Source organism: Pseudomonas sp. MHK4 (assembly GCF_054600775.1).
On sequence record NZ_BAAIAK010000016.1, the window covers coordinates 72944 to 94532 of the forward strand.

19 protein-coding genes and 1 pseudogene are annotated in these 21589 nt (G+C 60.5%); 7 read left to right on the forward strand and 13 right to left on the reverse strand.

Annotation, left to right across the window (positions count from 1 at the left end):
• The first annotated feature begins 34 nt into the window (after positions 1 to 34).
• Together ACYP2Q_RS28050 and ACYP2Q_RS28055 are read left to right on the forward strand one after the other, a co-directional pair.
• Positions 35 to 409 carry a tetratricopeptide repeat protein gene (locus tag ACYP2Q_RS28050; RefSeq protein WP_274074335.1) on the forward strand — a complete coding sequence of 125 codons (375 nt, stop codon included), beginning with the start codon at positions 35 to 37 and terminating at the stop codon, positions 407 to 409.
• A 240-nt stretch (positions 410 to 649) separates the two neighbouring features.
• Positions 650 to 1009 (forward strand): PilZ domain-containing protein, encoded by a 360-nt coding sequence (locus ACYP2Q_RS28055; RefSeq protein WP_459733451.1) that lies wholly within the window; start codon positions 650 to 652, stop codon positions 1007 to 1009.
• A 16-nt stretch (positions 1010 to 1025) separates the two neighbouring features.
• Here the strand turns inward: ACYP2Q_RS28055 and ACYP2Q_RS28060 are convergent, their stop codons facing one another.
• Genes ACYP2Q_RS28060 through ACYP2Q_RS28085 form a run of 6 tightly spaced genes read right to left on the reverse strand, consistent with a single transcriptional unit; the run spans position 1026 to position 7745 of the window.
• The gene (locus ACYP2Q_RS28060) at positions 1026 to 2357 is read right to left on the reverse strand and encodes a DUF58 domain-containing protein (RefSeq protein WP_459733452.1); all 1332 of its coding nucleotides are present in this window, start codon (positions 2355 to 2357) and stop codon (positions 1026 to 1028) included.
• Positions 2354 to 3355: an AAA family ATPase gene (locus ACYP2Q_RS28065; protein WP_459733453.1), complete on the reverse strand. Its 1002-nt coding sequence runs from the start codon at positions 3353 to 3355 to the stop codon at positions 2354 to 2356. Before ACYP2Q_RS28065 ends, ACYP2Q_RS28060 begins: the two co-directional genes overlap by 4 nt.
• The gene (locus tag ACYP2Q_RS28070) at positions 3352 to 4515 is read right to left on the reverse strand and encodes a DUF4350 domain-containing protein (protein ID WP_459733454.1); all 1164 of its coding nucleotides are present in this window, start codon (positions 4513 to 4515) and stop codon (positions 3352 to 3354) included. The genes ACYP2Q_RS28065 and ACYP2Q_RS28070 overlap by 4 nt, the downstream gene beginning before the upstream one ends.
• Positions 4512 to 6059: a DUF4129 domain-containing protein gene (locus ACYP2Q_RS28075; protein WP_459733455.1), complete on the reverse strand. Its 1548-nt coding sequence runs from the start codon at positions 6057 to 6059 to the stop codon at positions 4512 to 4514. Before ACYP2Q_RS28075 ends, ACYP2Q_RS28070 begins: the two co-directional genes overlap by 4 nt.
• The gene (locus tag ACYP2Q_RS28080) at positions 6046 to 7023 is read right to left on the reverse strand and encodes a stage II sporulation protein M (RefSeq protein ID WP_459733456.1); all 978 of its coding nucleotides are present in this window, start codon (positions 7021 to 7023) and stop codon (positions 6046 to 6048) included. The genes ACYP2Q_RS28075 and ACYP2Q_RS28080 overlap by 14 nt, the downstream gene beginning before the upstream one ends.
• Entirely contained in the window at positions 7020 to 7745 is a 726-nt protein-coding gene (locus tag ACYP2Q_RS28085) for an RDD family protein (protein ID WP_459733457.1), read from the reverse strand. Before ACYP2Q_RS28085 ends, ACYP2Q_RS28080 begins: the two co-directional genes overlap by 4 nt.
• Before the next feature lie 184 nt (positions 7746 to 7929).
• Here ACYP2Q_RS28085 and sbcB point away from each other — a divergent pair, with 184 nt between their 5' ends.
• Positions 7930 to 9360 carry an exodeoxyribonuclease I gene (gene sbcB / locus ACYP2Q_RS28090; protein ID WP_459733458.1) on the forward strand — a complete coding sequence of 477 codons (1431 nt, stop codon included), beginning with the start codon at positions 7930 to 7932 and terminating at the stop codon, positions 9358 to 9360.
• A gap of 97 nt (positions 9361 to 9457) precedes the next feature.
• Here sbcB and mvaT read toward each other — a convergent pair whose 3' ends face one another.
• Positions 9458 to 9835, reverse strand: a complete 378-nt coding sequence (gene mvaT / locus ACYP2Q_RS28095; protein ID WP_008058684.1) for a histone-like nucleoid-structuring protein MvaT — start codon at positions 9833 to 9835, stop codon at positions 9458 to 9460.
• A 334-nt stretch (positions 9836 to 10169) separates the two neighbouring features.
• Between mvaT and purU the strand changes: the two genes are divergently transcribed.
• The gene (purU, locus tag ACYP2Q_RS28100; RefSeq protein WP_020797876.1) at positions 10170 to 11018 is read left to right on the forward strand and encodes a formyltetrahydrofolate deformylase; all 849 of its coding nucleotides are present in this window, start codon (positions 10170 to 10172) and stop codon (positions 11016 to 11018) included.
• Between the two features lie 86 nt (positions 11019 to 11104).
• Complete coding sequence (locus ACYP2Q_RS28105; RefSeq protein WP_459733459.1) at positions 11105 to 11341, forward strand: hypothetical protein; 237 nt, start codon at positions 11105 to 11107, stop codon at positions 11339 to 11341.
• Here the strand turns inward: ACYP2Q_RS28105 and ACYP2Q_RS28110 are convergent.
• The 5 genes and pseudogenes from ACYP2Q_RS28110 to ACYP2Q_RS28130 all read right to left on the reverse strand — a co-directional run.
• On the reverse strand, positions 11319 to 12314 hold the full coding sequence (locus ACYP2Q_RS28110) for a lysylphosphatidylglycerol synthase transmembrane domain-containing protein (protein ID WP_459733460.1): 996 nt from the start codon (positions 12312 to 12314) through the stop codon (positions 11319 to 11321). The genes ACYP2Q_RS28105 and ACYP2Q_RS28110 overlap by 23 nt on opposite strands.
• Positions 12311 to 13087, reverse strand: a complete 777-nt coding sequence (locus ACYP2Q_RS28115; protein WP_459733461.1) for a DUF2334 domain-containing protein — start codon at positions 13085 to 13087, stop codon at positions 12311 to 12313. The genes ACYP2Q_RS28110 and ACYP2Q_RS28115 overlap by 4 nt, the downstream gene beginning before the upstream one ends.
• Positions 13080 to 14201: a glycosyltransferase family 4 protein gene (locus ACYP2Q_RS28120; RefSeq protein WP_459733462.1), complete on the reverse strand. Its 1122-nt coding sequence runs from the start codon at positions 14199 to 14201 to the stop codon at positions 13080 to 13082. Before ACYP2Q_RS28120 ends, ACYP2Q_RS28115 begins: the two co-directional genes overlap by 8 nt.
• Before the next feature lie 138 nt (positions 14202 to 14339).
• On the reverse strand, positions 14340 to 15104 hold the full coding sequence (locus tag ACYP2Q_RS28125; protein ID WP_459733492.1) for a methyl-accepting chemotaxis protein: 765 nt from the start codon (positions 15102 to 15104) through the stop codon (positions 14340 to 14342).
• A 93-nt stretch (positions 15105 to 15197) separates the two neighbouring features.
• Positions 15198 to 16229 (reverse strand): annotated as a pseudogene (locus ACYP2Q_RS28130) (HAMP domain-containing protein); the annotation flags it as partial.
• A gap of 189 nt (positions 16230 to 16418) precedes the next feature.
• Between ACYP2Q_RS28130 and ACYP2Q_RS28135 the strand changes: the two are divergent.
• A complete protein-coding gene (locus tag ACYP2Q_RS28135) occupies positions 16419 to 17906 on the forward strand; it encodes a helicase HerA-like domain-containing protein (protein WP_459733463.1) in 1488 nt (495 codons plus the stop codon).
• Between the two features lie 126 nt (positions 17907 to 18032).
• Here ACYP2Q_RS28135 and ACYP2Q_RS28140 read toward each other — a convergent pair whose 3' ends face one another.
• Entirely contained in the window at positions 18033 to 18488 is a 456-nt protein-coding gene (locus ACYP2Q_RS28140) for a DUF721 domain-containing protein (RefSeq protein ID WP_459733464.1), read from the reverse strand.
• A gap of 307 nt (positions 18489 to 18795) precedes the next feature.
• Here ACYP2Q_RS28140 and secA point away from each other — a divergent pair, with 307 nt between their 5' ends.
• A complete protein-coding gene (secA, locus tag ACYP2Q_RS28145; RefSeq protein WP_459733465.1) occupies positions 18796 to 21531 on the forward strand; it encodes a preprotein translocase subunit SecA in 2736 nt (911 codons plus the stop codon).
• The last annotated feature ends 58 nt before the right edge of the window (positions 21532 to 21589 follow it).

Below are 21589 nucleotides of genomic sequence, written 5' to 3' on the forward strand. Positions count from 1 at the left end.
GGGTCGATACAGAGCTCAAGTCAGGAGAACTCCCATGCGATTCGTGCTCATAGCCGTCCTTGCCCTCAGTGTCGTGGGCTGCACCCGTTGGTCGATGAACCACCATTTGAACCTCGCCTACAGCGCCTATGACCGTGGCAATTGCGAGCAGGTGACGCTCGAGCTGTCCAAGGTCGAACGCGCCAGCCGCGCGCGGCCTTATGTGTGGCCGGAAGTGTCGATGCTGCGCGGTCTGTGCCTGGAACGGCAGAAACTGTTTGTCGATGCGGCGCAAACCTACCAGTTCATCATCGCGTCGTACCCACAAAGCGAATACGCCTACCGCGCCCAGGCGCGCCTGGAAACCTTGCAGGCGCTGGGTCACTACCCGCTGCGCAGCGCGGCGGCGGTGCGTCCGACCCGCTTCTGATAACGTTTCGCATTCAGGACTGGCTCACCGGCGACGGTGAGCTATAGTCGAATAAAGCGGTTTGGAGCCTCGCCTCCAAACCGACGTAACACCCGTGATCGGCAGGAGTAAGCGACAGCGGCTCATGGACTGTCGCACCAGGATCGGGGAGAGCGCGCCCATGCCTGATTAAACAGCAGGCCGGCCCGTTCCGAAGCATTAGTGCGGCCCTGCTTAAGGGCCTTGCTGGGCGAATTGCGCATGTTCACTGACCGCCGTATCGAGCGGCATCAACTGCCGTATTTTCTGAAAGTCTTCAACAGCATCACCGACAAGCCGATCGGCTTTCTGGGCAACGTCTCTGCAGACGGGCTGATGCTCGTCAGTCAGTTGCCGATGATGATCGGCGCCGATTTCGGTTTGCGCCTGAAAATCCCTGCGACCGACGGGGGGATACAGATCATCGATCTGCAGGCCTGTTGCCTGTGGTGCCACGAGGACCAAACCCCCCACCATTACGACGCCGGCTTCAGCCTGCAACGGGCACCGCCGGAGTATGGGCAGTTGGTGCAGGCATTGAAGCAGTACTTCAGCTTTCAGCCGTTGCCGGCTTCTGCCTGATACAGGCTGCGATCTTTTAAATTGTTCCCGCTTTTTTCCAGTTCAGGTAACGCGTGACCAATGCTGGCCCCAGCGCCTCAGGTTGCCTGTCCACTACCTGTACTCCATGGGCGTTCAAGCGCTCATGGAGTGCTGCGCGTGAATTCAGGTATTCAACGGTCCCGCAATAGCTCAGCGCCTCCGACAAGGTTTGCACCGGCAATAGGCGCGTAGTATCGAGGACATTTTCCCGCAAGCTTGCGACCAGCACCTGATGCTGTTTGCTCAATCGCTTGACGGCCGTCAGCAGTTCTTCATCGTCTTCATCGCGCAGGTTGGTCATCAGCAGCACCAGCGCCCGGCGTTTCTGCCGAGCCAGTAGCTCAGTGGTAGCCGCTTGATAATCGGCGCTGCGTTGGGTGCTGTTCAGGTCATAGACCGTGTTCAGCAAAACGTTGAGCTGGCCAGTGCCTTTCACCGGTGCGAGGTAGCGCGGGTGTTCGCTGGCAAAGGTGCTCAGGCCCACAGCATCCCCTTGGCGCAGGGCGACGTAACTGAGCAACAGGCAGGCGTTGAGCGCGTGATCGAAGTGCGCCAGTTCGTCATCCTGGCTGCGCATGCGTCGACCGCAGTCGAGCATGAAGATTATCTGTTGGTCACGCTCGTCCTGGTATTCCCGGGCAATCGGTGTGCGTTGGCGCGCGGTGGCCTTCCAGTCGATCTGCCGCAGGCTGTCACCCTCGCGAAATTCCCGCAGCTGATGAAATTCCAGGCCAAGGCCACGCCGTTGGCGCTGACGTACGCCGAGTTGGCTGAGCCAATTGTCCACCGCCAGCAGTTGGCCGCCGTAGAGTCGAGCGAAGTCCGGGTAGACCCGGGTGTTGTCGCTCACGCTGAGCAGGCGCTTGCCGGACCATAGGCCCAATGGGCTCGGCAGATTGATTTCGCAGTGATCGAAGCTGAAGTGACCGCGTTTGAGCGGACGCAGGCGATAGCCGACGTGGCTGTACTGGCCGGGTTGCAGTTCGACCGACAGGGGCAGGTTCTCGAAACTCAGGCCATCGGGCACGTGGTCATGAATCTGTATGTTCAGTGGCAGGGCAAAGTCGTGCTCGACTTCCAGTCGCACTTCGCTCCAGCGGCCGAGGGCCAGGCTGCCGGGCATTTGTCTTTGTACGCGGGGGGAGGGCAGGCGTTCGAGTCGGATGGCGTCGAGTATTGCCAGGACCAATAGCGCCAGCAGCAAGCCCCAGTTGATCGACAACAGGCTGGATGGCATTCCCATGCCCAGCGCCCGCAATATGCCCAGCACGACGCCGATGACCAGCAGGATCGTGAGCCAGATCAGCAGCAGGCGCGAAGGTTTCAAAGCCGAGGTGCCGGTACTTGATCGAGCAGTTGCTGTAGCACCTGATCGACGTCCAGGCCTTCGATATCCAGCTCCGGCGCGATGCGCACGCGATGGCGCAGCACGGCCAGGGCACAGCCTTTTATGTCGTCTGGAATCACGAACTCGCCGCCGCGCAACAAGGCTCGTGCCCGCGCGCAGCGCACCAGCGCAATGGACGCACGAGGCCCGGCGCCGAGCGTCAGGCCGGGCCAACTGCGGGTGGTGCGGGCGAGGCGCACGGCGTAATCGAGGGCTTGCTCATCCAGCGGCAATTGACTGGCAATGCGTTGCAGGGCCAGCACGTCCTTGGCTTGCAGCACGGTGCGCAGCGGTTGCACATCGAGCATGTCGGCGCGGGTCGAGCGGCTGACCTGACGCACCATGTCCAACTCCTGCCCGGCGTCGGGATAATCCATGCGCACCTTGAGCATGAAACGATCGAGTTCGGCTTCCGGCAGCGGGTAAGTGCCTTCCTGTTCGATGGGGTTTTGCGTGGCGAGCACCATGAACGGCTGGGCGATAGGCAGGGCGCGGCCTTCGAGGGTGACCTGGCGTTCCTGCATGGCTTCGAGCAGTGCTGCCTGGGTTTTTGCCGGGGCGCGGTTGATCTCATCGGCCAGCAACAGGTTGGTGAACAAGGGACCTTTGCGCAGTTTGAATTGCTCGGTCTGCAAGTCGTACACCGCATGCCCGGTGACATCGCTGGGCATCAGGTCCGGGGTGAACTGGATACGCGCGAACTCACCGCCGAAACAGCGAGCCAGTGCCCTGACCAGCAACGTCTTGCCCAGACCCGGCACGCCTTCGAGCAACACGTGGCCGCCGGCAAGCAGGGCTGTCAGCACGTCATCGATGACAGTGTCCTGCCCGATCACGGCTTTTTGCAATTCATGGCGCACCGCCTGGGCCAACTGGCAGGCGCGCTGGCGTTGCGCAGTGGCATTATCGATTGCATCGGGCTCGGTCGGTTGGCTCATAACGCATTCCTCAAAGTTTGCAGACGGGCGACCCGGCGGCTGAATTCAGCGCTGGAAAGCCGCTGCTTCGGCCGCGGTCCCATGGCTTGGCTGACCGCGCTCTCGGGTTGGCCGCTCAGGCGCGCGAGTACGCGCCATTGTTCGGCGACATCGAGTTGCTCATAGCCAGGATGACGATGTCTGACACGGCGCAGTATGTCTTGCCGCAAGGCTTGCAGCAGGCTGTCCTGGCCATTGTGTCGCAAGATGAAATCGGCGCCGGCGCGCAGATGCTCCTGCCATTGCTGCCGAGCTTTGGGCTGCGGTTGCTGGAGTGGGCCATGGCGCATGCCAAAGTGCCAGAACGCCAGCCCGATCAGGGCGATCAAGGCGACCAGCGCCTGGGGGAAATTGCGCAACAGCAATGTCAGCAGGCTGTCGTGCTCGGTGTTGAACAGCAGGGTCACGCCGGTATCGGCGGTCAGGTACCAGAGCAGCCAGGCGTTGTCGTATTGATCGATGGATGGGGTTTTCCACAGGTCGGCGTCAGTCACCACAATGATCGAACCGAGCCCGTGGTTCAGTTGCATCATATGGGTGGCCTTGCCACTGTTGGCCCAGGCGTGGGCGAGGTTTTTCGGGTCCTCGAGATGGAATGCGGTATCGAAGCCGGCGTAGGCCGGTGCGGGTTCATTTTCCAGATAGAGCTTGGTCAGTTGCGGGTAGGGGTCGCCATGAGTATCGGGCGGCGGGTCCTTGAGGTCTTTGCTCAGCGATTGCTGCAGTTGCACCCGATCGAGCAAGCGGTCATTGCTTTGCCCGGTCTGTTCATCCCACAGTGACTGAGCAACGAACAGCAGGCGCCCCCCAGCCCGGGTCCAGTCCAGCACTTGATCGATCTGCCTGGGCGTCATGTTGTAGCGGTCGCCGAGCAACAACAGGCTGTGATGCTTTGGCGCGAGGCTGGGCAGGATGTCGAGGCTGTTGGCATGGCTGACACTCAAGCCCTGTTTGCGCAAAAAATACTCGGCGGCAAGGTAGGGATTCGCCTGGGCTTCCGGCGCCGGGCCGTGGTCGATTTCGGCCGGGTAGGGCGTTGCCTTCAGGTACAGATAAATCATCAGCGCGCCCAGCAGCAAAGCAGCCACCGCGCTGACGATCGGCCAGGTGCGCCGGTTCACCGGGCGGTTCTCGGGCCAAATACATTACGCCAGCCGTCACACAGTTCGCGTTGCGCATGAGCGGGCGGCGGTTGGTTCCCGTAGGCCATGTTTTGCCAGTGCGCGGTCAGGTCTTTGCTGAAGGCCAACAAGGCCGGTTGCTGCAGTTGCTCGACTCGTTCCAGAACCTGGCCTTCGGTGTCGGCGGCTTTGAGCGGGATGTCGAAGTCGTGCAACAAGCGGCTGAGCAATGCGCGATAGAGCAAGCCGAGCGCTGCGCGGGGGTTGCTTTGCCAGAGGTTTTCGGCACTTGCAGCAATGTCGGGGGGCAGGGTTTCGCGGTCGAGATCCAGGTCGAAGGCCTGCGCAGGAAGTGGGCGCGGAGCTTTTTCGGCGGGGCGTGGGCGACGGCTGACGAACGCCTGCAACCAGTCACGGTAGTACCAGATCAATACTCCGATGGCGCTGATCACGGCTGCCCACAGTGTGATTTCGATCAGCGTGGCCAAGGCGCCGAAGTGCTGGTTGTCAAACCGTTGGAGCAGTGCCTTTAGCCATTGAGGCGTCTCGTCGCTATCCGCGCTTTCGTCGCCGGCCGGTTTTTCGCCGAAGCGATAGCGGGTGACGGTTTCCCTGTTCATGAACGGTGGTTGATCGAGGATTGCCTTGATGCTGTCCCGGGACGCCTGGCTGGTCAGTGATTGCTCCAGCAAGCGCGGGCTGTCGGGCGTCGCCGGGGCCGATTCGGCCGCCCGTACAGTGGGCGCGACCGGCATCAGCAAGATCGCCCCCAGCAACAGGGCAAGGGTGGTGCCACTCAAGCGCTGGGACAGTCGGCGAAACACCAGCTCGATATCCCAGGCTTCGAGCGCGGTGCGCCGGTTCAGATACAGGCTGAAGCCTGCGGCCACGTAGACCGGTTCCCAAACCACCAGCACCAGGGCGTAGAACCCGTTGGAGAGATGTTCCAGCCAGTGCCAATCCTGCGTCGCGGCGCTGATCAGCGACTGCCAGCTCCAGTCGAGTGCGACCTGTTGTGGCAACAGCAGGTAAAACAGCACCATCAAGCCGATCCAGAGCGCGCTTTCCAGGAGCGCCCCGATCACGGTCAGCCAGCGCGCCGCGCCGGCGTCACGCTGCAACAACACCTGCAATCGCTGATGGCGCGCCTCACCGCTCAAGCCTTCGAGTTGCAGCACGGGCAGCAGGAAGCTGCGGCTCAGGCCCAGGCGTCGCCAGGTCAGGCTGGCCAGCAGTTGCGGCTTGAGCAACCGTGGCCATTGGTAAAGTGCCTGTTTGAGGGTGGGCGTTTCAGCAAAGATGGCTTTGGAAAGGATGTACAACGGCAAGCGCTCGAAGGCCGGCTTCAGCCACCAGAAGATGAACACGGCGAGGGTCGGCGAATCCCACAGTAACCAGGTGAGCAATGCGAAAACCGGCAAGGTGACAATCGCCCAGCTGGTCATCAGCAGGCGACGGTGGCGCTGACTCAGCAGCACGCCGAGGTCCATGGCCTCGAAGGTCGGTCGCGGGCGAATGACCACAGTGGTGTCACTCAGGCGCATGGCGGGCCCGTCCGGCGAATAGCAGGTAAACCGCCACCAGTACCCAGAGGACCGCACCGACCAGGTATTTGGTCAGGGGCGCCGGGGCCGTCATCGACGACCAGTAGGCTTCGATAAATGCCGCAATCAGCAGAAACAACATGACTCCGCAAATCAGCAGCACGCTCTTGCGGGCTGTCAGGCGCAAGGCTTCGCCACGGGGCAGGCGTCCCGGGGCGATCAATGCCCAACCCAGTTGCAGGCCGGCGGCACCCGCCAGGGCGATGGCCGTCAGTTCAAAGGCTCCGTGTCCCACCACGAATGACCAGAATGTTTGTCCATAGCCAATATGCGTCAAGTGTCCGGCTACCGCGCCGATCATCAAACCGTTGAAGACCAGGAAAAACGCGCTGCCCAGGCCAAACAGCAAGCCGCTGGCAAACGTCTGAAAGGCGATCCCGATGTTGTGCATGATGTAGTAGCCGAACATCGCCCAGTCTTCACTGGCCGCCCGCTCCATCGAGCGCCCGAGGTGACCGGCATCGGGGTCGTACATGCTTTGCATGTCGCTGACCTGATCGGCCGGGATCAGGTTATAGACCAGGTCCGGAAACAGATACACCAGCCCAGCCATCGCGATCAGACTGCCGAAAAACATCAGGCTGGCGGCGAGCACAAAGGGCCATTGTTCGCGTACCAGCCGGGGGAAGCCGGCCAGGATGAAACCCAGCGCATTGGCCCCCAGCTGACTGCGATGCCGATACAGTTGCTGATGCCCGCGCAACACCTGTTGCTGCAACGAGTCGATCAGGAAACTGCTGTAACCACGCTCGCGGGCCAGCGCAAGGTGTTGGCACATGCGCCGATAATCGGCTGGGAACTGATCGACCCCATTGGCTTTCCTGTTCCGCTCCAGCCTGTCCAGCATGAGGGAAAACTGCTCCCATTCGGCCATGTGCCGATGTTCGAAAAGGCTTTGTTTCATGCCGGACCCAACAAGCCGTGGGCGATGCCGTTGAGTTCGGCCACGGCGCGCGGTGGCGCAACCTGCAAGGGGCGCGCGAGGATCGCGGCCAGCTCGTTGACCCTGGCGTCGGACAGTCCTGCCTGGCGTTCGGCGAACCCGAGGATGGCGCGTTGCTCGGTCAGTGTCAGGGCAAAAGGTGGGCGACGGGGTTGAGAGGGTGGCAGTTGCGGGCGGGTGAGCGGCTGTTCGCGGTAGACCACCAGCGTGCCGGCGGCCAGGTCTCCGAGACGCTTGAAGTTGGGGTGTTGCAGGCAACTGATGGCACCGAGGAAGTAGCCGAATGGCAGCATGTCAACGAATCGCAGCAGGTTGCGCAACAGTGACGCGGACCAGCCAACAGGCGTGCCATCGTCCTGGACGACACGCAGGCCCATCCATTGTTTGCCCGGTGAACAGCCCTGGTTGAGGACTTCGAACAGCACCATGTACCACCAGCTCACGCCGAACAGCAGGATCGAACCCAGGCCCGCACCGAGTTTTCCGAGCATCGCGAGGGCAATGAACAACAGGCCCAGGATCAACCCGCGCAACGCCAGGTCGATGGCAAACGCCAGTGCACGCACCATCAACCCGGCCGGGCGCAGTGGCAAGTCGATGCCTTCGGGCGTTTCGACCTGATACTGCGTGTCCAGTGGCGGGGACAGCGTTGCTTTCCGTGGCAGTGCTGTGGCGTCGAGCATGGGCAACCTGATGGTGTGGCCTGATCGGTTTGTCTCTTCAAAGGATGCTAGCAGCCTCGCTGGGGAAAACGACATAACTATGTATTGCACATTGCGTGGCCGGGGATGATTGAATGGCAGGATTACTGGCCGGAGCGGGACGGGAACGCCTAGACTTCGCCAATCTTCAGTTCAGGAATAGCCCGTGACCTCCATCTTCTGGTACGACTACGAAACGACGGGCATCAACCCCCGTTGCGACCGACCGCTGCAAATGGCGGGGCTGCGTACTGACTTCGCCCTCAATGAAATCGACGAGCCGGTCAACCTCTTTTGCCGTCCCAGCGACGACATCCTGCCGCATCCCGCTGCTTGCGCAATCACCGGCATCACGCCCGCCCAACTGGCTGAGCACGGGTTGAGCGAGGCCGACTTCATGACCCGCGTCCATGCCCAACTGGCAGCGCCAGGGACGTGCGGCGCGGGCTACAACACGTTGCGCTTCGACGATGAGATGACCCGCTACAGCCTGTACCGCAATTTTTTCGACCCTTATGCACGGGAATGGCAGGGCGGTAACAGTCGCTGGGACCTGATCGATGTCGTGCGGGCGGCCTATGCCTTGCGCCCCGATGGCCTTGACTGGCCGACGGACGATGAGGGGCGGGTGACGCTCAAGCTCGAACGCCTGACTGCCGCCAACGGCATCGATCATGGCAATGCCCACGAAGCGCTGTCGGACGTTCGCGCCACGATCGCCCTCGCGCGCCTGATCCGGGAGAAACAGCCGAAATTGTATGACTGGTTGTTTCAGCTTCGTAGCAAGCAAAAGGTGCTGGACCAGATACGCCTGCTGCAGCCCATGGTCCACGTGTCGGGGCGCTTTTCCGCGGCGCGCAACTATTTGGGCGTGGTTTTACCCCTGGCCTGGCATCCGCGCAACAAGAACGCACTGATCGTCTGCGACCTGCACCTCGATCCGCAGGGCTTGCTCGATCTCGATGCCCAAACCTTGCGTCAGCGCTTGTATACCCGTCGCGAAGACCTGGCAGAAGGCGAATTGCCAGTACCGCTCAAGCTTATCCACATCAATAAATGCCCCGTGGTGGCGCCGTTATCGGTTCTTCGTCCTGAAGATCAGCAGCGCCTGGGAGTGGATGTTGCGCTTTATAAGCAACGAGCACTGCGGCTAAGTGACGCGCAGCAAGAGTGGCAGGCCAAAGTTCTGGCGATTTATGCCCGTGAAGATTTTTCCTCGAGCGAGGACCCTGAACAACAGTTATACGACGGATTTATCGGGGACCGTGATCGGCGTCTATGCGAGCAAGTCAGAACAGTCGACCCGCTGCAATTGGCACAACAGCAATGGCCTTTCGATGATGAACGTTTGCCAGAGCTATTGTTTCGATATCGCGCACGTAACTTTCCCGACACCTTGAGTCTCGACGAGCAAGAACGCTGGCGAGTATTCTGTCAGAAACGTTTGTCAGTGCCTGAATGGGGCGCGCCAAATACGCTGGATAGTTTCGTAGAGGCCGCGGCCCAATTGACCGTTACAGCGACATCGATGCAGCTGGCGGTGCTCAATGATTGGCAGGATTATGTTCAGGGTTTACGCAAACGTTTGAATCTTTGAAATCGAAAATGTCCCGAGGCTGAACTTGTGGCATAAAAAAACGCCAGCGTGTGCTGGCGTTTTTTTGTCGCAATCGATCAGCGACACGCGCGCAGGCTTAGCCCAGCAGGGTAGCCCAGCCTTCAACCACGTCACCGCCCCACTTGGCTTTCCACTCTTTCAGAGTCTTGTGGTTGCCACCTTTGGTTTCGATGACTTCGCCGTTGTGCGGGTTTTTGTATTGTTTAACTTTGCGAGCACGCTTGGTGCCGGTAGTTTTTACTGCGCCGCCACGTGGAGCTTTGGTTTTGGCTTCTGGATCCAGCAGCGCGATGATGTCACGCAGGGACTTGGAATACTCGCCCATCAGGGTGCGCAGTTTGCCTTCGAATTCCAGTTCGGTCTGCAGTTTGTCGTCTTGGGACAGGTTCTTCAAACGGGCTTGCAGTTCTTTGATAGCTTCTTCGGTGGCACGGTATTCGTTGATCAAGGACATGATTACTACCTTATGTAGGGCGCTGGATGGCAGGTGACAGTGCGGCAATAATAGTCAGGGTGTATCATCAAGTAAACATTAAACCTGAGTTTATTTAATTAAATTCCAGTGAATTCAGCACGCATTGGATACTCAGTTTATAGTTTGATGCTTGTGCTACAGATATTTACAAAGCGCTGCTGGTCGATGGGCCAAGTACACTGTGGCGGCGTCAACCTGGTGGCGCGGGGACCTTGGCGCAGGCCATCGACCAGGCAGCACGTGATCAATACTGCAGATTTGCTGCGCAATCGTTAGAATGGCCGACTTTGCGAAGTTCTGGAGTTTCCCCCTCATGCGCACTTTTCGGCTGGTGATTTCTTGCCCGGACCGCGTCGGCATCGTTGCCAAAGTCAGTAACTTTCTGGCGTCACACAACGGCTGGATCACTGAAGCGAGCCACCACTCGGACAATCTGAGTGGCTGGTTCTTCATGCGTCACGAAATTCGTGCCGACTCGCTGCCTTTCGGTATCGAGGCTTTGCGCGAAGCCTTTGCGCCGATTGCCGAAGAGTTCTCGATGGACTGGCGTATCACCGATACCGAGCAGAAGAAGCGCGTGGTACTGATGGCCAGCCGCGAATCTCACTGCCTCGCCGATTTGCTGCATCGCTGGCACAGCGATGAACTGGATTGTGAAATCGCCTGCGTGATTTCCAACCACGACGACCTGCGCAGCATGGTCGAATGGCACGGCATTCCGTACTACCACGTACCGGTCAATCCCCAGGACAAGGAGCCGGCATTCGCCGAGGTCTCGCGCCTGGTCAAGCAGCATGATGCCGAAGTGGTCGTACTGGCCCGCTACATGCAGATCCTGCCGCCTGAGCTGTGCCGTGAATATGCGCACAAAGTCATCAACATCCACCACAGCTTCCTGCCGTCGTTCGTCGGCGCCAAGCCATACCACCAGGCTTCCCTGCGCGGGGTGAAGCTGATCGGTGCTACCTGCCACTATGTGACCGAAGAACTGGACGCCGGCCCCATCATCGAGCAGGACGTGGTGCGCGTCAGCCACAGCGACAGCATTGAAGACATGGTGCGTTTCGGTCGTGATGTCGAGAAAATGGTGCTGGCCCGTGGCCTGCGCTACCACCTGGAAGACCGGGTGCTGGTACACGGCAACAAAACCGTGGTGTTCTGATAACCGCACGGCACGGTTGAAATTCGAAGGGCCTGGGCGTTCAATCGCCGCAGGCCCTTCGTCGTTTCTGCACTGAGGATTTGAACATGGCCGATCCGCTGGACAAAGCCACTTCCAAGGCACCCGCCACCTTGGGCGAGGGTTGCTTGAGCCGTTACGACCCCGATGAGATGAGCCCTGAAGATGGCACCGATTTTCCGGGGGGCTGTAGGAGCTGGCTTGTCGGGTCGCCGCATCGCAGCGAAGGCGGCAGAAAGACCAACGCAATGCTTGAGGACGCCTTCGCCGGCAAGCCGGCTCCTACAGATACACGCTTTTCATGAGCTTCTTGAGCAACGGCCGCCCCAGCATCAATAAAAACACCGGCCCACCCACCAGCAAGTAAAAGTAATACGTCACCGCCCGCCAGATCAGAATGGCCGCTGCCGCCGTGGATTTGCCGACCATGGGCGCCAACAGTGCCGCCGAGGTCAATTCAGCCGCCCCGGCACCGCCTGGTAACAGGCTGAACTGCCCCGCACTCAATGAAACCATCTGGATCAGAAAGCTCCAGGCCCACTGCATGTCCGCGCCGAGCCCGCGCAGCGCCAGGTACATCACGCTGTAACGCAAGATCCAATGCACGCACGTCAAGCCAAATACAGTGATCAGCGTCTGCGCAGGCAGCTTCAGGGTGTCGGTGAACGCCGCCAGAAAGTGCAGGAGTTTTCGTGCCCAACGCATTCGGGTCGAGGGCTCGACGTTGAGGCGCGCCAGCAGTCGGCCTCCCATACGAATCAGCACGCGATGATAACGCGCCACCAGCACGCAACTGACCAATCCACCGAACATCGACAGGGCACTGACAATCAGCAACCACGCCATGTGCTGGCTGAGATGCTGGAACAGTGCGTAAATCAGAATTCCGATCAATGCGCAGAGGAAAAACAACAGATCGCTCAGTTGGTCCATGGCAAATACGGCGCTGCCCCGAGCCGGTCGCACGCCGTTGCGCGCCAGCAACGCCATGATGGTGAGTGGCCCGCCGCTGCCACCCGGCGTGGCGCAATAGGCAAACTCGGCGGCCATCACCACGCCCAGGCTCCTGAGCGGGCTGACCTTGTGGCGCTGATCCCCCAGCAACAGGCGCAAGCGCATCGTATTGACGACCCAGCACAGCAGGATCATGCCGAACATGACCAGCAAGCTGCTCAGCGGAAAGTCATTGAGCCGCGACCAGGTTCCGCTGCCGCCCAGCAGCCAGGGAATCAGCACGGCGGCGAGCAGGCCGATGCACAACAGAATCGCGCGACTCATGCCGCACGCCCCATGCGCCCGCCGTGCAAGGTCAGCCAGCGGGCCTTGGTCATGGGCACGCGGCCCTCATCGAGCAGGCGCTTGAGGGTTTGCAACCAGTATGTGCGCGAGAACTCATGACGCATGTCCACCGGGTGCAGGCCCAGGCGAATCACCGGCGCGCTTCGCCAGCGGTGTTCGAGTTGCTGGCTGACCACTTTCGATAAGCCACGACGCCAGACACTGCGCGCACTCCAGACCAGCCCGGGGGCATCGATCGCGGCGAATTCGGGCAAGCGATACAGGTGCCGGGCGTCGCTGGTGTAATTCAGCGGTAATTGGCTCAAGGCCTGGCGCGTGCCTTCGCTCATCAACCAGGCAGGCGCGACAAAGCCGTGCAGTGGCCAATCGTATCGCTGGAACATTTCAATGCCAGCGTGCAGGCGGGTGAGGGCGGCCTCGCGAGACAAGCTGTAGAACTCGCCTTCGTGGGTGTAGATCCGGCGCATGAACCAGTCGCGGGGATTGCGAGCCCGCGGACCGTCATCGCAGTGGAAATAACCGTGCAGCACCAGTTCATCGCCGCGCACCAGTCGTGTCTCAAGCTGACGACGAAACGCCGGGTGGGCTTGCAGGTCGTTGTGTTTGTGGAAATCGGGCACCACCAGCCAGGTGATCGGCACGTTGCCCAGCGCGTCGACGGCTTCGACAAAGGGTTGGTAATCGCCCCAGGTCTGTGGCGCGACATCGTGCAGTACCAACAGCAGGCCGGGTGCATCCGTGGGTTCAGGCATTGGCGGCTCGCGGCCATTGGCTGCCGCGGACGGCGTGATAGTGGCCGAGCAAACTGTTGACCACGGCGTCCCAGGCGTAATGCCGCTCGACATGGCGTCGGGCCTGCTGGCCGAGGACTGCGCTGCCCTGGCTGAACAATTCGCGCACCGCGTTGGCCATGGCCAACGAATCGTTGGGGGCACACAACAGGCCACATTGATCGGTGATGATTTCCTCGAACGCACCGGCGGCCACTGCCACCACCGGGATGCCGCAGGCCATGGCTTCGAGGATCACCAGGCCAAAGGTTTCCTGGTCGCCGGCATGCAGCAGTGCATCGGCGCTGGCCATCAGGCGGGCGACTTGCGGGGCCGGGCAGAATTGGTCGATGACTGTGACGTTATCCGGCACAGTGGTCGGCATCGACGAACCGACCAGCAGCAAGTGGTAACGGTGGCCCAGGCGCTTCATGCATTCGAGCAGCACCGGAAGATTCTTTTCCTTGGAACCACGCCCGGCGAAGATCAATAGATGGGTGTTTTCGTCGAGGCCCAGCTCGGCCCGAAGGTCGGTATCCCGTGCATCGGGATGAAACATCTGGAGATCGACCCCCAGGGGCTGCACGAAAACGTTCTTCACCCCCAGCCCGGTCAGCTTGTTGGCCATGACCCGGCTCGGCGCCAGTACCCGGTCGAAGTTGCCGTAGAGCCTGCTGACATAGGCCTCGACGTTGGGGGTGACCCAGTTGCCCATTCGATTGCTGGCCAGCAACGGCAGGTCAGAGTGATAAAAGCCGATCACCGGCACGTCGAGTTGGCGACGGGCGTCCAGGGCCGCCCAGGCGGTGAGGTAAGGATCGCCGACTTCTATCAGTTCGGGTTGCAGATCCTGCAGGACATTGCGCCAGGGCGCGAGACGCAGAGGGAAACGATAACCCTTGCCGAACGGCAGGGCGGGCGCCGGAACCGTGTAGATGCCATCCTGTTCGCTGAGAACGGCCCCCGGTATCAGCACGCTGTGGCGAATACCTGGCCTGGTGCACAGGCGATGATGCTTGGCATCCAGATAAGTGCGCACGCCACCGCTGGCAGGGGCGTAGAACATGGTTATGTCAGCGATATGCACGATGAACATCCCTCCGGTCCGTTGTTCTCCCTTGGTTGACCTTTATGAAGAATAGATGTTCGGTTGGGGTTTGGAGGGTGGGGCGCCTGGGCAGAGCTTCTTCGCGGGCAAGTCGGATTGCCGCCCGCGAAGTGGCCGTATCAAACGCTAGATACGGAAGCTGCCCACCAGCTGCTTCAACCGCGCCGCCTGTTGCTCAAGGTCCGAACAGGCGCGCAAGGTCGATTGCAGGTTTTCCACGCCTTCCTGGTTCAGCGTGTTGATTTCGGTGATGTCCACGTTGATCGACTCGACCACCGCGGTCTGTTCCTCGGTGGCGGTTGCGACCGACTGGTTCATGCCATCGATCTCGCCGATGCGTTGCGTCACGCTGCTCAGGCGCTCGCCGGCCAGATTGGCGATCTCCACGCTGTCCTGACTGTGGCGCTGGCTGTCGCTCATGGTGCTGACCGACTCGCGGGCGCCGACCTGCAGTTCTTCGATCATGGTCTGCACCTGCTGCGCCGATTCCTGGGTGCGATGCGCCAGGTTACGCACCTCATCGGCCACCACGGCAAATCCACGCCCGGCTTCACCGGCCCGCGCCGCTTCGATGGCGGCGTTGAGCGCCAGCAGGTTGGTCTGCTGGGAAATGCTGGTGATCACTTCGAGAATCTGTCCGATGTTCACGGTTTTGCTGTTGAGCGATTCGATGTTGCTACTCGAGGCGCTGAGCATGTTCGACAGTTGATTCATCGCGGCAATGCTACGGTCCACCACTTGCTGGCCGTCTTCGGCCAGGTTACGGGCATCGCTGGCCTGGCTCGATGCGTGCGCGGCATTGCGGGCGATCTCCTGGGTGGCGGCACCGAGTTGGTTGATCGCCGCGGCCACGCTGCTGGTGCGCGAGGCTTGCTGGTCGGAGTTGTACATCGACGAGTTCGAGGCGGCGACCACGCGCAATGCCACTTCGTTGACCTGGCCCGTGGCCGAGGACACTTCGCGGATCGAACCGTGGATACGTTCCACAAAACGGTTGAATGCCGTGCCGAGGCTACCGAACTCGTCGTTGTTCTGGATCACCAGTCGCTTGGTCAGGTCGCCTTCACCGTCGGCGATGTCGGCCATGGCCCGGGTCATCACGTGCAACGGCTGGATCAGCAGGCGGATCAGCATGCCCAGCAGGGCGATGATGATGGCGACGGCGATCACCGTGGCAACCACCGCCGAGGCGCGGAACTCGCTGAGCATCGAGAAAGCCTTGTCCTTGTCCACCGACAGGCCGATGTACCAATTGACCGACGGCAGGCCCTTGATCGGGGTAAAGGTGACGATGCGGGTCTTGCCGTTGACCACGATTTCACTGAAGTCGCGGCTGATGCGCGGGGTGTTTTGCGGATACGCCTCGCCCAGGGATTTCATGACCAGGGCCTTGTCCGGGTGGACCAGGATCTTGCCGTCAGCGCTGACCAGGAAGGCGTAGCCCATGCCATCGAAATCCCGGGCGCTGAGGGTATCGATCAAGGTTTGCAGGCTCAGGTCGCCGCCTACCACACCGACGCCTTGCCCGGCTTTTGTCGAGGGCATGGCCAGGGAAATGATGGTCTGACCGGTCGCCGCGTCGACATAGGGTTCGGTCAGGGTTGGTGTGCTGCTGTTTTGCGCACCCTTGTACCAAGGGCGAACCCGAGGATCGAAACCGTCAGGCATCTTCGCGTCCGGACGGATGGTGAAGTGCCCGGTAGCGTCACCCAGGTAGGACGCCATGAACGTCGACGTCAGTGCTTTCTGTTCCAGCAGGGTGGCGACGTTGGCTTGTTCCGGGTTGATGGCAATGTTTTGCGCGAGGTTCTCGATCAGCAGGATTCGACCGGTCAGCCAGGTCTGGATATTGTTGGCGGTGACGTCGCCCATCTCGTTGAGATAGTTGTCCAGGTTTTCGCGGATGGCATTGCGCTGTAAATAGTCGTTATACAGGGTGAATGAAGCGAAAGTGGCAATGACGATGAGGGCGGCGGCAAGCAGGATCTTATGGCTGAAGCGTAGATTTTTGTTCATGGCTTGGGGTTCCGCTAAGGTCTTAATGTCCTGCGCGTGCTTTTATAAAGGAACGCACGATGGGCAATGTTGAAAGCAAGTGAGATTTCCGTCGCTCCTTAAGGGAAATGTCCGACAGATTTGTGTCCGTCTGCTTTGTCGTTATTTCTATCGGCCGTGTAGGACCAAAGATTAACCATGGGTGACCAAATGCCTGATTCATTGCAACTTGTTATCGGCGCCGACCTCGCGGGACAGCCGATCGCCCAGTCCATGCGCCTGGCGAACCGCCACGGTTTGATCGCGGGCGCGACCGGAACCGGCAAGACCGTCACCTTGCAACGCATGGCCGAAGCCTTCAGCGATGCCGGCGTGGCGGTGTTTGCCGCCGACATCAAGGGTGACCTGTGTGGCCTGGGCGCTGCCGGCAACCCCCAGGGCAAGATCGCCGAGCGGATTGCCGGCATGCCATGGCTGAACCACAAGCCTGCGGCGTATCCGGTGACCTTGTGGGACATTCACGGTCAGTCCGGTCATCCGTTGCGCACGACATTGAGCGAAATGGGGCCGCTACTCTTGGGCAGCCTGTTGGAATTGACCGACAGCCAGCAGTCGGCGCTGTATGCCGCGTTCAAGGTTGCCGACCGCGAAGGCCTGTTGCTGCTGGACCTGAAGGACCTCAAGGCGCTGCTCAATCACCTCAAGGACAACCCCGAACTGCTGGGAGACGACGCGGCACTGATGACCACCGGCTCCAGCCAGGCCCTGCTACGGCGCCTGGCAACGCTGGAACAGCAGGGCGCTGAAGCGCTGTTCGGTGAGCCGGCGCTGCAACTTGAGGACATCCTGCAACCGACCGCCGATGGGCGCGGACGCATTCACTTGCTCGATGCCAGTCGCCTGGTGCATGAAGCGCCAAAGGTCTACGCGACGTTCCTGCTGTGGCTGCTGGCCGAGCTGTTCGAGCAACTGCCGGAACGCGGCGATGCGGACAAACCGCTGCTGGCGCTGTTTTTCGACGAGGCGCACCTGTTGTTCGCCGGCACGCCCAAGGCGTTGCAGGATCGTCTGGAGCAAGTGGTGCGGCTGATTCGTTCCAAAGGCGTGGGCGTGTATTTCGTCACCCAGTCGCCGGGTGACTTGCCGGACGACGTGCTGGCACAGCTGGGCCTGCGCATCCAGCACGGCTTGCGCGCGTTCACCGCCAAAGAGCAGAAATCCCTGCGGGCGGTGGCCGACGGCTTCCGACCGAATCCAGCGTTCGACGCCCTGTCGGTGCTGACTGAGCTGGGCATCGGCGAAGCGCTGGTGGGTACTTTGCAGGACAAGGGCACGCCGGAAATGGTCCAGCGTGTCTTGGTGGCGCCACCGCAGTCGCGGATCGGGCCATTGAGTGACACCGAGCGTACCGTGCTGATAGGCGGCTCACCGTTCAAGGGAAGATATGACAAACCGATCGATCGCGAGTCGGCTTATGAAGTGCTGATGGGGCGCAAGGGCCTGGCCCCGGAACCTGAGGCGGCACAGGCTAAACCGGCGGCTGAGGAACCGAGCTTCACCGAACAGGCCGGAGAGTTCCTCGGCACGGCGGCGGGGCAGGCACTGAAATCGGCGATGCGCCAGGCGGCCAACCAGTTGGGCCGGCAATTGGTGCGCGGACTGATGGGTTCATTATTAGGTGGCAAAAAAAGCCGATAAATCCATCTTAAGTGGGCACGATCAATGTGGGAGCGGGCTTGCTCGCGAATACGGTGCACCAGTCAACATTTTCGTCGAATGACACACCGCATTCGCGAGCAAGCCCGATCCCACATATGTTCTATGTCATTCCTTGGACTTGGCGTGCGCCGCCAGGCGCTCCAGCGCCGCCCGCAGATTCGGATCGCTGATCCCGTCAGCCGTGGCCTGGATGGTCGCCGCCGCATCGTTGGATAAGTCCATGGTATGTCCGGCCGCACCCTGCTGAACGGTGGGCGGCTGGACCTTGAACAGGATTCGCGTGAGATGGGTGAACTCGTCGAACATCTGCAGTTGCCGTTGCAGGCGCTTTTGCTGGTAACGCAGGCGAGTGGCCCAATGACCATCGGTGACAATCAGCAACAAACTGCCTTCGCGCCAGGACGCCACGTGGCAATGGGCGCGCGCGGCGGGTTGCAGCTGGCTTTCGAGCAAGCGTTGCAAATGACCCAGGCGTTGAGCGTGGCCGAGAATGGCCTTGAGCGGCTTGGCTTCGCGAAGCAGAACGGCGGGTGCTCTGGCCGTAAGAGGGCGAAATGCCATGATCAGACACCTGAAGTAACAGAGCCGCCATGGTAGCAGAAAGCAGCGGATGCGCCCGACCCATTGCTTTGCGAGCGCTTTACCCATTAAATCAACAAGTAACTTCTGCCGTGAATGGCTTGAAGTTCAGCGATTTGCCCTTATTTTAAGTGAGCCCCGTTACAACGCTGTGCCAGCATCGTGGAATAACGCCACTTTCCTCACCACCGTTTCCGGGTAGAATGCTCGTTCGCATGCGGCCATGAGGGCTGCTCGGGCGACTCACGGGGCCGCCCTCCATCCCTTTAGTGTGGAAGATCCTGCCGATATGTTTGCGCCTTTGTTAAAGAAACTTTTTGGAAGCAAGAACGAGCGCGAAGTCAAACGCATGCTCAAGACGGTGCAATTCGTCAATGCCTTCGAAGAGCAAATGGTGGCCCTTTCGGACGATCAATTGCGTGCCAAGACAGATGAGTTCAAGGCCCGCTTCGCCAAAGGGGAATCCCTCGACAAGCTGCTGCCGGAAGCCTTCGCGGTCGCCCGTGAAGCCGGCAAGCGTGTCATGGGCATGCGCCACTTCGATGTCCAGCTGATCGGCGGCATGACCTTGCATGAAGGCAAGATCGCCGAGATGCGTACCGGTGAAGGCAAGACCCTGGTGGCAACACTGGGCGTTTACCTCAACGCATTGTCCGGCAAGGGCGTGCACGTTGTGACGGTGAACGACTACCTGGCCCGTCGTGACGCCAACTGGATGCGTCCGCTCTACGAATTCCTCGGCCTGACAGTCGGCGTGGTCACGCCATTCCAGCCGCCGGAAGAAAAGCGCCTGGCCTATGCCGCCGACATCACCTACGGCACCAACAACGAATTCGGTTTCGATTACCTGCGCGACAACATGGCGTTCAGCGTGGAAGAAAAATTCCAGCGCGAACTCAATTTTGCCGTGATCGACGAAGTCGACTCCATCCTTATCGACGAAGCCCGTACCCCGCTGATCATTTCCGGTCAGGCCGAGGACAGCTCCAAGCTGTACATCGAGATCAACAAACTGATCCCGCAGCTGGAACTGCACGTCGAAGAAGTCGAAGGCGAAGTCACCAAGGCTGGCCACTACACCGTTGACGAGAAGACCCGACAGGTCGAACTCAACGAAGCCGGTCACCAGTTCGTCGAGGAAACCCTGACCCGCATCGGCCTGCTGGCCGAAGGCGAGAGCCTGTACTCGGCGCACAACCTGAGCCTGCTGACTCACGTGTATGCCGGTCTGCGCGCGCACAAGCTGTTCCATCGCAACGTCGAATACATCGTGCAGGACGGCCAGGTGGTACTGGTCGACGAACACACCGGTCGTACCATGCCGGGCCGTCGTTTGTCCGAAGGCCTGCACCAGGCCATCGAGGCCAAGGAAAACCTGAACATCCAGGCCGAAAGCCAGACCCTGGCATCGACCACGTTCCAGAACTACTTCCGTCTGTACAACAAACTGTCCGGCATGACCGGTACGGCCGACACCGAAGCGTTCGAATTCCATCAGATCTATGGCCTGCAGGTCATCGTCATCCCGACGAACAAGCCGCTGGCGCGTAAAGACTACAACGACCTGGTGTTCCTGACCGCCGACGAGAAATACGCGGCCATCGTCACGGACATCAAGGAAAGCATGGCCGCGGGCCGTCCGGTGCTGGTGGGTACCGCGACCATCGAAACGTCCGAGCGCATGTCCGACCTGCTCAACAAGGAAGGCATCGAACACAAGGTCCTGAACGCCAAGTTCCACGAAAAGGAAGCCGAGATCATCGCCCAGGCCGGTCGCCCGGGTGCGCTGACCATCGCCACCAACATGGCCGGTCGCGGTACCGACATCCTGTTGGGCGGCAACTGGGAAGTGGAAGTCGCTTCGCTGGAAAACCCGACCCCTGAGCAGATTGCCCAGATCAAGGCTGACTGGCAGAAGCGTCACCAGCAGGTGCTCGAATCGGGTGGTTTGCAGGTGATCGCGTCCGAGCGTCACGAATCGCGCCGTATCGACAACCAGTTGCGTGGTCGTGCCGGTCGTCAGGGCGACGCCGGTTCCAGCCGTTTCTACCTGTCCCTGGAAGACAGCCTGATGCGCATCTTCGCCTCCGACCGGGTGAAGAACTTCATGAAAGCCCTGGGCATGCAGCCTGGCGAAGCGATCGAGCACCGCATGGTGACCAACGCCATCGAAAAGGCCCAGCGCAAGGTCGAAGGCCGCAACTTCGACATTCGCAAGCAACTGCTCGAGTTCGACGACGTCAACAACGAACAGCGTAAAGTGATCTATCACATGCGCAACACGTTGCTGGCCGCTGACAACATCGGTGAAACCATTGCCGACTTCCGTCAGGACGTGCTCAACGCTACCGTCAGCGCGCACATTCCTCCGCAATCGCTGCCAGAGCAGTGGGACGTTGCGGGCCTGGAAGCGGCACTGGAAAGCGATTTCGGCGTGAAACTGCCGATCCAGCAGTGGCTCGACGAAGACGATCACCTGTACGAGGAAACCCTGCGCGAGAAACTGATGCAGGAGCTGATTGCCGCGTACAACGAGAAAGAAGACCAGGCGGGCGCCGAAGCGCTGCGCACCTTCGAGAAGCAAATCGTCCTGCGTGTATTGGACGACTTGTGGAAAGACCACCTGTCGACCATGGATCACCTGCGTCACGGCATCCACCTGCGTGGTTATGCGCAGAAGAACCCGAAACAGGAGTACAAGCGCGAGTCGTTCACGCTGTTCTCCGAGCTGCTGGATTCGATCAAGCGCGACTCGATCCGTGTGTTGTCGCACGTTCAGGTTCGCCGCGAAGATCCGATCGAAGAAGAGCAGCGCCTGCGTCAGGAAGCCGAAGCACTGGCCGCTCGCATGCAGTTCCTGCATGAAGAGGCCCCAGGCCTGGAGCAGCCGGAGCCGTTGGGTGAAGAGGTCGATGTGGCCCTCGCCACCGCCCCGGTTCGCAACGAGCAGAAGCTGGGCCGTAACGAGCTGTGCTACTGCGGTTCGGGCAAGAAATTCAAGCATTGCCACGGGCAGATCCAGTAACCCCCGTTTCATACGCTGAAATACCCGCGCCGCGACCGGCTCATGCCGTCGCGGCGTT

Bases quoted from the DNA above. Each gene is read 5' to 3' on its own strand.
- ACYP2Q_RS28050 (WP_274074335.1), top strand. From the start codon at position 35: ATGCGATTCGTGCTCATAGCCGTCCTTGCCCTCAGTGTCGTGGGCTGC.
- ACYP2Q_RS28065 (WP_459733453.1), bottom strand. From the start codon at position 3,355: ATGAGCCAACCGACCGAGCCCGATGCAATCGATAATGCCACTGCGCAA.
- ACYP2Q_RS28080 (WP_459733456.1), bottom strand. From the start codon at position 7,023: ATGAAACAAAGCCTTTTCGAACATCGGCACATGGCCGAATGGGAGCAG.
- ACYP2Q_RS28125 (WP_459733492.1), bottom strand. From the start codon at position 15,104: ATGTACAACTCCGACCAGCAAGCCTCGCGCACCAGCAGCGTGGCCGCG.
- ACYP2Q_RS28055 (WP_459733451.1), top strand. From the start codon at position 650: ATGTTCACTGACCGCCGTATCGAGCGGCATCAACTGCCGTATTTTCTG.
- ACYP2Q_RS28110 (WP_459733460.1), bottom strand. From the start codon at position 12,314: ATGAGTCGCGCGATTCTGTTGTGCATCGGCCTGCTCGCCGCCGTGCTG.
- ACYP2Q_RS28120 (WP_459733462.1), bottom strand. From the start codon at position 14,201: ATGTTCATCGTGCATATCGCTGACATAACCATGTTCTACGCCCCTGCC.
- mvaT (WP_008058684.1), bottom strand. From the start codon at position 9,835: ATGTCCTTGATCAACGAATACCGTGCCACCGAAGAAGCTATCAAAGAA.
- ACYP2Q_RS28115 (WP_459733461.1), bottom strand. From the start codon at position 13,087: ATGCCTGAACCCACGGATGCACCCGGCCTGCTGTTGGTACTGCACGAT.
- secA (WP_459733465.1), top strand. From the start codon at position 18,796: ATGTTTGCGCCTTTGTTAAAGAAACTTTTTGGAAGCAAGAACGAGCGC.
- ACYP2Q_RS28085 (WP_459733457.1), bottom strand. From the start codon at position 7,745: ATGCTCGACGCCACAGCACTGCCACGGAAAGCAACGCTGTCCCCGCCA.
- ACYP2Q_RS28075 (WP_459733455.1), bottom strand. From the start codon at position 6,059: ATGCGCCTGAGTGACACCACTGTGGTCATTCGCCCGCGACCGACCTTC.
- ACYP2Q_RS28140 (WP_459733464.1), bottom strand. From the start codon at position 18,488: ATGGCATTTCGCCCTCTTACGGCCAGAGCACCCGCCGTTCTGCTTCGC.
- ACYP2Q_RS28135 (WP_459733463.1), top strand. From the start codon at position 16,419: ATGCCTGATTCATTGCAACTTGTTATCGGCGCCGACCTCGCGGGACAG.
- purU (WP_020797876.1), top strand. From the start codon at position 10,170: ATGCGCACTTTTCGGCTGGTGATTTCTTGCCCGGACCGCGTCGGCATC.
- ACYP2Q_RS28105 (WP_459733459.1), top strand. From the start codon at position 11,105: ATGGCCGATCCGCTGGACAAAGCCACTTCCAAGGCACCCGCCACCTTG.